At 70.7% G+C, this 9,211-nt stretch carries 10 protein-coding genes and 1 pseudogene; 4 read left to right on the top strand and 7 right to left on the bottom strand.

The window, feature by feature from the left end; all coding sequences use genetic code 11:
- Window positions 1–178: 178 nt before the first annotated feature.
- The 3 genes from B0F77_RS43255 to B0F77_RS43245 all read right to left on the bottom strand — a co-directional run bounded on the left by B0F77_RS43255 (window position 179) and on the right by B0F77_RS43245 (window position 2,809).
- Entirely contained in the window at window positions 179–979 is an 801-nt protein-coding gene (locus tag B0F77_RS43255; protein ID WP_086668893.1) for a DUF3097 domain-containing protein, read from the bottom strand.
- A gap of 9 nt (window positions 980–988) precedes the next feature.
- Entirely contained in the window at window positions 989–1,702 is a 714-nt protein-coding gene (locus tag B0F77_RS43250; protein WP_086668892.1) for an aminoglycoside phosphotransferase family protein, read from the bottom strand.
- Window positions 1,703–1,774: 72 nt separating this feature from the next.
- The gene (locus B0F77_RS43245) at window positions 1,775–2,809 is read right to left on the bottom strand and encodes a S66 family peptidase (RefSeq protein WP_086668891.1); all 1,035 of its coding nucleotides are present in this window, start codon (window positions 2,807–2,809) and stop codon (window positions 1,775–1,777) included.
- Window positions 2,810–2,925: 116 nt separating this feature from the next.
- On the opposite strand from B0F77_RS43245, the gene B0F77_RS43240 reads away from it, so the two are divergent.
- On the top strand, window positions 2,926–3,183 hold the full coding sequence (locus B0F77_RS43240; protein ID WP_086668890.1) for a hypothetical protein: 258 nt from the start codon (window positions 2,926–2,928) through the stop codon (window positions 3,181–3,183).
- Between the two features lie 30 nt (window positions 3,184–3,213).
- Here B0F77_RS43240 and B0F77_RS43235 read toward each other — a convergent pair whose 3' ends face one another.
- On the bottom strand, window positions 3,214–4,002 hold the full coding sequence (locus tag B0F77_RS43235; protein WP_086668889.1) for an SCO1664 family protein: 789 nt from the start codon (window positions 4,000–4,002) through the stop codon (window positions 3,214–3,216).
- Between the two features lie 10 nt (window positions 4,003–4,012).
- The gene (locus tag B0F77_RS43230; protein ID WP_086668888.1) at window positions 4,013–4,582 is read right to left on the bottom strand and encodes a DUF3090 domain-containing protein; all 570 of its coding nucleotides are present in this window, start codon (window positions 4,580–4,582) and stop codon (window positions 4,013–4,015) included.
- Window positions 4,583–4,660: 78 nt separating this feature from the next.
- On the opposite strand from B0F77_RS43230, the gene B0F77_RS43225 reads away from it, so the two are divergent.
- Window positions 4,661–6,562, top strand: coding sequence for a prolyl oligopeptidase family serine peptidase (locus B0F77_RS43225; protein WP_086668887.1), 1,902 nt, complete (start codon window positions 4,661–4,663; stop codon window positions 6,560–6,562).
- A complete protein-coding gene (locus tag B0F77_RS43220) occupies window positions 6,559–7,437 on the top strand; it encodes a S66 peptidase family protein (protein ID WP_086668886.1) in 879 nt (292 codons plus the stop codon). The genes B0F77_RS43225 and B0F77_RS43220 overlap by 4 nt, the downstream gene beginning before the upstream one ends.
- Window positions 7,438–7,499: 62 nt before the next feature.
- On the opposite strand, the gene B0F77_RS43215 is transcribed toward B0F77_RS43220, so the two are convergent.
- A complete protein-coding gene (locus B0F77_RS43215) occupies window positions 7,500–8,213 on the bottom strand; it encodes a poly-gamma-glutamate hydrolase family protein (RefSeq protein ID WP_245849445.1) in 714 nt (237 codons plus the stop codon).
- Between the two features lie 54 nt (window positions 8,214–8,267).
- Window positions 8,268–8,699 (bottom strand): Hsp20/alpha crystallin family protein, encoded by a 432-nt coding sequence (locus tag B0F77_RS43210; RefSeq protein ID WP_086668885.1) that lies wholly within the window; start codon window positions 8,697–8,699, stop codon window positions 8,268–8,270.
- 103 nt (window positions 8,700–8,802) lie between these two features.
- Between B0F77_RS43210 and B0F77_RS43205 the strand changes: the two are divergent.
- Window positions 8,803–9,211, top strand: a pseudogene (locus B0F77_RS43205) (HSP18 transcriptional regulator); the annotation flags it as partial.

Raw genomic sequence — 9,211 nt, 5'->3', positions numbered from 1 at the left:
CTCGGCGACGACGAGCAGTATCCCGACGATCAGCCAGATCAGCGCGGCCATGCGCCCATACATACACCAACGGGACCCACCCGGCTCCAAGATTCACCGTGCTGGGCCCCGGACCGTGACGAAATCGATCAATCGGCGGTGTCGGAACGGCGTGTGACCGTCTGGATGGAGCCGCGGGTCAGTCGACGGTGACGAAGTCGATGAGCCGCTCGACCGCGCCGAGCAGGTCGGACTCGATGTCGCGGTAACTGCCGACCGAGCCCAGCACGCGCTGCCAGCCCTCCCACGTCTCGCCCCAGCCGAGCTGCGCGCAGACGCCTTCCTTCCAGCCGATGTTCTTCGGCACGACCGGCCAGGCCTTGATCTTCACGGCCTGCGGTTTCACGGCCTGCCAGATGTCGACGTACGGGTGGCCGGTGACCAGGACGTTGTCGTCGCGGATCTGGTCGACGACGCGCTGTTCCTTGGAGTGGGCCACGAGGTGGTCGACCAGGACGCCGAGGCGGCGGTGCGGTGCCGGGCCGAACTCGCGGATGAGGCCGGGCAGTTCGTCGACGCCGTTGAGCGGTTCGACCACGATGCCCTCGACGCGCAGGTCGTGGCCCCAGACGCGTTCGACGAGCTCGGCGTCGTGCTTGCCCTCGACCCAGATGCGGCTGGCCTTGGCGGTCTGGGCGCGCAGGCCCTCGACCCGCACCGAGCCGGACGCGGTGATGCGGGGTTTCTGGGGCTGTGGCGCGGGTTTGACGAGGGTGACGGGCCGGCCGTCGACGAGGAAGCCGGCGGGGTTGAGCGGGAACAGCCGGTGTCGGCCGTGCCGGTCCTCCAGCACGACCTGGCCGTACTCGAACTTCACGACGGCGCCGCAGAAGCCGCTGGCGGGGTCCTCGACGACGAGGCCGGGTTCGGCCGGGATCTCCGGGACCTTCTTGCGCTTCGGGGTGTTGAGGATGTCGCGGCCGTAGTCGTGAGAACGCACGGGCGAAGGCTAGCCGTAGAACGGTTTGAAGGCGGTGAGCCACTCGTGGACGCGGTCGAGGTCGACGTCCGCGCCGTGCAGGTCGTAGCCGCCGTGCACGAAGTCCATCCAGTCGACCGCGGGGTCGCCGACGCACGCCCTGGGGTCGATGGCCTTCGGGCCGTCGGGGCCTTGCAGGACGTTGCCGGGATGCATGTCGCCGTGCAGCAGCACCGGCGTGATGTCGTCTTCGGCCAGTTTGCGGGCACGGTGGTGTTCGGTGGCGTAGTAAGTGCCGGTCCGGCGGGTGAGCACGGTTTCGAACAGGAAGTCGACGCGGGCCTTGAGCGGCGGGAAGCCTGCCGGGTTCGCGTCGTGCAGCGGGGGGACGACGAGCGCGGGATCCGTCGCGGGGGTGCCGGGGGTGATCGCGTCGAGCAGCAGGGCGCCGCGGGCGAGATCGGTGTCGAGCAGGTCGACCATCGCGGGCGTGCCGGCCCACGCGGTGAGCGCCCTGGCTTCCTGGGCGGCGATGTCGTGGTCCGGGGTGATCTTCAGGACCGCGTTGCCGTCCGGACTCGTGCACAGGAACGTGGTGCCGGTGCCGCCGGGCATGAGCTCGGCGACCGTGAGGTTCCAGCGGGCGGTGAGGGTTGCGAGGAGGTCGGGCAGTGTGGCGATCCACCCGGTCACGTCGTCGCCGAAACGTCGGATGAGCCGGGATCTGGCGTCCTCGTCGATCACCGGACTCAGACTAGCGAGTCGGTCCGCGGTTGTCGGGGCATTCGGCCTCAGCCGAAGTACCGGGCGGATCGGTCAGTAGGTGACGGTGATCGTGCGGCCGGGGCCGTCGACCCGCACGGTGCCGCCGACGGGCATGACGAGTTGCGGGTCGGTGTGGCCGAGGTCGACGTCGAACACGATCATCGTCTCCGGCGCGTACTCGCCGAAGGCCTTCAGGACGGCGGCGCGCTGCTCGGCGGTGTGGATGGCGCGGTCGGTGTGCTGGTTGGTGAAGAACCAGGACTTGGCGCGGCCGACGAGCGCCGCGGGGAACCGGTGCAGCAGGCCGCGTTCGCCCATGTTGCGCAGGATCCGGTAGACCTCGGTCGCGGACGGCATCTCCTCGGAGGTCTCGAAGAACAGCACGCGGCCGTCGTAGTGCGCGGGGGCGTTGATCTCCCGGTCGGCCATCATCAGCCAGGACAGGATCTCCAGGTTGCCGCCCCACGACCGGCCCTCGACGACCCGCTCCGGCTGGTGCCAGATCCAGCCGCCGCTGGGTTCGAGCACGGGTTCGGTGTCGAAGGTGGCGGGGTCTTCCCAGGGGCTGTCCCTGTCGCCGTAGGCTGTGCTCTCGCTCAGCCGGTACTCGCCGGGCGTGAACAGGGCGGCCCGCAGCGAGTCGGCGCTGGTGGGGTGCATGGCGCCGGGCCGGCCGAACTGGACCATGACGCTGCCGCCGGAGAAGCCGACGATGCCGCGGTTGGCGAGCCACACCAACAGGTTGGTGTTGTCGCTGTGCCCGAAGAACGGCTTGGGGTTCGCGGTGATCAGCTCGGCGTCCAGGTGCGGCAGCACGGTGATCTGGTCGTCGCCGCCGATGGTCGCGATGACCGCCTTGATGGTGGGGTCGGCGAACGCGGCGTGCAGGTCGTCGGCGCGTTCGCGCGGGGTCGAGCCCATCTTGCGGGTGGCCGGGTACTCGACGGGTTCGAGGCCGAAGTCGTTCCTGAGGCGCTTGAGACCCAGTTCGTAGGGCAGCGGGAACAGGCCGGGCAGGCCCGCGGCCGGCGACACGATCGCCACGCGGTCACCCGGCTGCGGCTTGGGCGGATTGATCAACGACATGGTTGCCGAGCGTAGTAACGCGGCACGGCCAAGTCCCGAAATCGGGGGTGCCGGCGTCGGTTCAGCAACGGGGATCACAGCTGACTCATGCCCACCACGATGGTGAGGTCGACGTCGTGGTGCTGACGTCGACGGTGCTCGTGTACGACGCACTGCACGCCCTGGTGTTGCTCGCGGAGATCGTGGCGCGGTGGCCGGCGTCGCAGCGGCGGCTGCACCGCAGGGTCGAGGGCACGCACGGACTCAAAGCGCTCGCCGCGACGGTGGACGACAACGTGCGGTGGGATCGAGCTGCAGCGGTTCGAGCTCACCGGGGACCGGCACAGGGCGTTCCGCGGCGGAGTGCGGGAGATCCTCGAGGCGTACGAGGGTGAGGAGATCGCGAAGCTGACCGAGCAGCTGACCTAGAACGCGGGCCAGGGGATGGCCGGCCAGTCGCCGGAGGGTTCGGGGTAGACACCGGCGGCGAGGAGTTTGTCGGTGCGCTCCCCCACGGCCCGGACCTCGGCGCGGGTGAGGTGGTCGTGCAGGGACTCGCCCAGGTCGCCGTCGAGCGCGGATCTCAGTCGGCGCAGCGATTCCAGGACCTCGGCGGGCAGGGGTTCGCGGGCCCAGCCCCACAGGACGGTGCGGAGTTTGGGTTCGCTGTGCAGGCAGATGCCGTGGTCGACGCCGTAGACGGCGCCGTCGAGGGCGTGCAGGACGTGGCCACCCTTGCGGTCGGCGTTGTTGACGACGACGTCGAAGGCGGACATCAGGGCGATCCGCGGGTGGTCTGCGTGCACCAGGACGGCGGGGTCGCCGAAGCGGTCGTGGGCGTGGAAGACGGGGATCCAGCCGGGTTTGACGTCGTCGACGCCGATGATGTCGACGAGTTCGTCTTCCTCGCGGGTGTCGATCCAGAGCTGGACCATGCCGGTGCCGAACGGGCCGGGGCGCAGCACGGTGGGCGGTACGACATCGAGGCCGGCGGCGGCGGAGATGAGGTAGGTGGCCACCTCGCGGCCGGCGAGGGTGCCGTCGGGGAAGTCCCACAACGGGCGTTCGCCGCGCACGGGTTTGTAGACGCACTGGGCGTCGACGCCGTCCAACGAGATCTTGCAGAACAAGGTGGCGTTGGAGGCGTCGACGAGGCGGCCTTCGACCTCGATGCGGCCGCGGTTGAGCAACTCCAGGGCCGCGGAGGTGTCCATGTCGGTGTTCTCAGTCTTCTTCGGTGCGGCGGTAGCCGTTCTGCCGCGGGCAGATGTGACCGTCCGGGTCGAGCGGTTCCGCGCACAGCGGGCAGGGTTTGCGACCGGCGTTGACGACGCGGTCGGCTCGTTCGGCGAAGGCGCGGGCGGCGGTCGGCGACAGGAAGACCCGCACGGCGTCGGGGCCTTCCTCGGTGTCGTCGAGCACGACGGCCTCGTCGACCTCCTCCTCGGAGACGGCGAGCAGTTCGATCACGACGGCCTTGGACTCGGCGTCCCAGCCGAGGCCCATGGTGCCGACGCGGAACTCCTCCTCGACGGGCACGTCGAGGGGTTCGGTGTCGAGGTTGTCGTCCGGCGGCGGGTCGTCGGGGACGTCGGCGCCGAAGCGGCGGTGCACCTCCTCGAGCAACGAGCCGATGCGCTCGGCGAGGACCTGTACCTGCTGCTTTTCCAGGGCGACGCTGATCAGCCTGCTCTGCTCGGAGGCCTGCAGGTAGAAGGTGCGGTCGCCGGGCTGCCCGACGGTTCCGGCGACGAACCGGTCGGGTGCGCGGAATACGTGGATGACACGGGCCATGGCAGATACGACCCTAGGCCACGCGGAGATCGTCGGCAGGTCCTCCCCCACCAAACACTCCGCGTATAGGGTCGGGTTGTGGTGAAGATCGCTTCGTACGGGACCTGGACCTCGCCGATCAGTGCCGGCGACACCTCGAAACCGGGCGGTGGGTTCCAGTGGGCCGACCTGTCCGGTGAGCGGGTGTGGTGGGCGGAGAGCCGTCCGGCCGAGGGCGGCAGGGTGGCGTTGGTGCGCGATGGCGTGGATGTGCTGCCCGCGCCGTGGAACGCCCGCAACCGGGTGCACGAGTACGGCGGACGGCCGTTCGTGGTGCTGGCCGAGGACCGGGTGGCGTTCACGCATTGGGCCGACCAGCGCGTGTACGTGTTCAACCCGGACGATCCGCAACCGGCGCCGTTGACGCCGGAACCGGAGCGCCACCACGGGATCCGCTACGCCGACCTGTCGGCGGGCCCGGACGGCGAGGTGTGGTGCGTGCGGGAGACGATCACCGGTGACGCGCGCACGGACGTGCGCCGCGACCTGGTGGCGATCACCGCGTCCGGTGAGGTGCGGGTGCTGGGCGGCTCGCACCACTTCATGACCGGCCCGAAGATCAGTCCGGACGGCACGAAGTTCGCGTGGATCGGCTGGGACCACCCGCAGATGCCGTGGGACGGCGCCGAGCTGTGCGTCGCGGACCTTGATTCCTCCGGTGCCGGTTCGCCGGGGCACCGGGTGCTGGCGGGGTCGCGGACCGAGGCGGTGTGCCAGTTCGAGTGGGAGGGCGACTCCCTGCTGGCGCTGACCGACCCGGACGGCTGGTGGAACCTGTTCCGCGTCGGCCTGGACGGCTCGCGCACGAACCTCGCGCCGTGCGAGCAGGAGCTGGGCGGCCCGATGTGGCGGCTGGGCAACCGCTGGTTCGCCACGCTGTCGCCGGGCCGGTACCTCGTCGTGCGCAGCGGTCACCTGGCGGTGCTCGACGAGCGCAGCGCGACGGTGACCGACGTGCAGACCGACCTGCCGACGTGGGCGCCGGACCTGTCGGTGCGCGACGGTGTGGTGGTGTGCGGCGCGGCCGGGCCGACCTCCGAGTTCGCGGTGGTGCGCCTGGACCTGTCCAACGGCGAGCTGACCTATCTGACCGGCGGGGAGTCCTCGCCGCAGGACGCGTACCTGCCGGTGCCGGTCGAGCGGATGTTCGGGGAGATCCCCGCGTACGTCTACGCACCGTCCAACCCGGACTTCGCCGCGCCCGAGGGTGAGCTGCCGCCGTACGTGGTGCACGTGCACGGCGGGCCGACCGGGCGTGCGTTGCCGAAGCTCGACACCGACATCGCGTACTTCACCAGCCGCGGCATCGGTGTGGTGGCGGTGAACTACGGCGGGTCGACCGGCTACGGCCGGGCGTTCCGCGAGCGGCTGCGCGAGCAGTGGGGTGTGGTGGACGTGGAGGACTGCGCGTTCGTGGCCCAGCAGCTCGCGAAGGAGGGCACCGCGGATCCGCAGCGCCTGGGCATCCGGGGCGGTTCGGCGGGTGGCTGGACCTCGGCGGCGTCGCTGACCTCGACGGACGTGTACCGGTGCGGGATGGTGGCGTTCCCGATCCTGGATCTGGCGGGCTGGACGTCGGAGGGCGGCGAGACGCACGACTTCGAGTCCCGCTACGTCGAGGGCCTGGTCGGCACGCTCCCGCAGGCGGCGGACCGCTACCGGGACCGGTCGCCGTCGACGAAGGCGCGGTCGGTGTCGGGGCCGGTGCTGTTGCTGCAGGGCCTGGAGGACGAGATCTGCCCGCCGGAGCAGGCGGACCGGTTCGCCGCGGATCTGGCCGGGTCGGGGATCCCACACGCGTACCTGACGTTCGAGGGTGAGCAGCACGGGTTCCGCAAGGCGGAGACCATCAAGACGGCGCTGGAGGCGGAGCTGTCGTTCTACGGGCAGGTGTTCGGGTTCGTCCCGCCGGGCGTGCCGGTGCTGGAACTGTCCGAATGAGCTTGCTGTCCGCCGGGGATCGGGTCGCGCTGGTGTCACCGGCCGGCCCGGCCCTGGTGTCCAGGGTCGCCGCGGGTGTCGAGGTGTTGCGGTCGTGGGGCCTGGAGGTCACCACACCTGTGGTGGGGTCGTGGTCGTTGCCGTACCTGGCGGGGTCGGACGAGGCGCGGGCCGCGGAGTTCGTGGCGGCGTGGTGCTCGGACGTGGCGGCGGTGGTGTGCGTGCGGGGCGGGTACGGGTGTCTGCGGATGGCCGACCTGGTGCCGTGGAAGGACTTGCCGGCGCGGGTGTTCGTGGGTTCGTCGGACGTGACGGTGCTGCACGCCGAGCTCAACGCCGCCGGTCTGCCGACGGTGTTCGGGCCGATGCCCGGCACGTCGGACTTCGTGGACGATCCGCTGGCGCAGGCGCGGCTGCGTGAGGTGTTGTTCGGGTCGGTGTCGTCGTGGACGGCCGGAACACCGGTGGTGCCGGGTACGGCCCGTGGGGTGCTCACGGGTGGGAACGCGGCGTTGCTCGCGGCGTCGGTGGGCGGGCCGAGGTGGGCGCCGCCGACGCAGGGTGCGATCGCGTTGCTGGAGGACATCGGTGAGGAGCCGTACCGGTTGGACCGGATCCTGACGCAGTTGCTGCGGGCGGGCTGGTTCGCGCCGGTGTCGGGGATCGTGCTGGGGTCGTGGACGGGCTGCGGTGACGTGTCGTCGGTGCTGCACGACCGGCTGTCCGGGCTGGGTGTGCCGATCCTGGGTGACTTCGGGTTCGGGCACTGCGCGGGCCAGTGGTCGCTGCCGCTGGGCGTGGAAGCCGCGCTCGATGTCGAGGCGCGGACGCTGACGGTGCTCCAAGGATCTGCTGGGCCGCTTCGAGGCCGGTGATCGCCGTGCGCAGGGCGTTGACGAAGCCCCAGAACAGTTGACAAGCACTTTCGGCCACGCGACTAGTTGTTCATGGCCTCGCGGGCGGTGAGGGCGGCGCGGCAGGCGTGCACGAAGTCCCAGAAGACCTCGGTGGTGGTGTGCCGGCGGTCGGAGCGGGAGTTCTCGGCGAACATCGCGTTGCGCAGCGGGGTGGTGAGTTCGAGCTGCCCGCCCTGCCTGGACTTGGTGCGGTTGGCGATGTTGGCCCGGTCGTAGCCGCCCAGTATCGGGTGGTCGACGGCGTCGATGGTGTGGAATCCGGCGCGGCGCAGGCGGGTGAGCAGTTCGAGGCGCAGCAGGGCGTCGCGGCCGCCGACGAGCACGGCGCGGTCGTGGTCCTCCAGGCCCGCGGCGGCGCTGGTGCAGCCGTGCAGGCCCAGGGCGTGTGAGGCGCCGGTGACCAGGGTGCGGGCCACGCGGTCGTCGCAGTTGGACGAGGTGACGTGCAGCTCGTCGTTCGCGACCGACCGCAGGCCCTCGAACATCCAGTAGTCGTGCGTCTGGCCGATGGGCACCCGCGTGGCGGGGTGGAAGCCCGCGATCGCGAGGCACAGTTCCGAAGTGCCGATCTCGATGCCGCCGCCGTGCGGGGCGAGGACGACCGAGGGGGTGCGGGGCCGGTGCCGCTTGAAGCGACGCCGGTAATCCACCCGTTCCACCAGTCGGGGATCGGCGTAGAGGTCGGAGTTGGACGCGTAGACGTCTAACGCCGTCCACTGAGGCTGGGGTCTCATGGCGGGCGGAAGCCTACCTGGCATCACCCGGTCGGCCGCCGCCCGCCGGGTGAATCACGCGTCGATCTGCCGGGGCGTCTCGTCGCCGGCGTTGATCGCGATCTTGCGGGGCTTCGCGCGTTCCGCGATCGGGATTCGCAGCGTCAGCACACCCGCGTCGTACTGGGCGTCGATGCGCTCGGTGTCGAGCGTGTCACCGAGGAACAGCTGCCGGGAGAACGCGCCGAGCGGCCGTTCGGAGACCTGCATCTCGACGTCCTTGCCGATGGGCCGGCGCTCGGCCTTGACGGTGAGCACGTTGCGTTCGACGTCGAGCTCGATCGCGTCCGGCGAGATGCCGGGCAGGTCGAAGCAGACGACGAACTGGTCGCCGTCGCGGTAGGCGTCCATCGGCATCGCAGTCGGCCTGGACCACGTTCCCGGAGTTCCGAAGACCTGCTGGGTGAGCCGGTCGAGCTCGCGGAACGGGTCAGTGCGCATCAACATCTGACACCTCCTGTTATCCCTCGTTGGCCTGTCAATGCGCTGCCCCTCTGTTGTAGCATGTCGTCGGAACGATGACAACACCCGAAGTCATCGGAAGGACGACATGACGAGTGACTACGAATCGGTCCGCGCGGCCGCCGCCTCGCCCGGCGACGCCACGCAGGTGCTGGCCGCGCTGATGTTGCTGCGGGAGCTGCGTGACGAGCTGTCGGGCTGGGAGCCGCAGCTGATCGAGGCGGCCCGCGCGCTGGGCACGAGCTGGGCGGATCTCGCGCCGGCACTGGGTGTGGCGAGCAGGCAGGCGGCGGAGAAGCGGTACCTGCGGGTGCGGCGCACCGGCGAGGCCGGCACCGGCGACGAACGGGTGCGGGCCGAGCGTGACCGGCGGGCAGGCGACAAGGCGGTGGCGGCGTGGGCGCGGGAGAACGCGGGTGTGCTGCGGATGCTGGCCGCGCAGGTGGGGCCGCACGCCGCGGCGGTGCGGCCCCACCTGCGCGGCCAGCATCCGCAGC

Source organism: Lentzea kentuckyensis (genome assembly GCF_002150765.1).
Classification (GTDB): Bacteria; Actinomycetota; Actinomycetes; order Mycobacteriales; family Pseudonocardiaceae; genus Lentzea; species Lentzea kentuckyensis.
The sequence above is the reverse complement of the archived record's forward strand: the minus strand, read 5'-3'. Positions and strand labels throughout refer to the sequence as shown.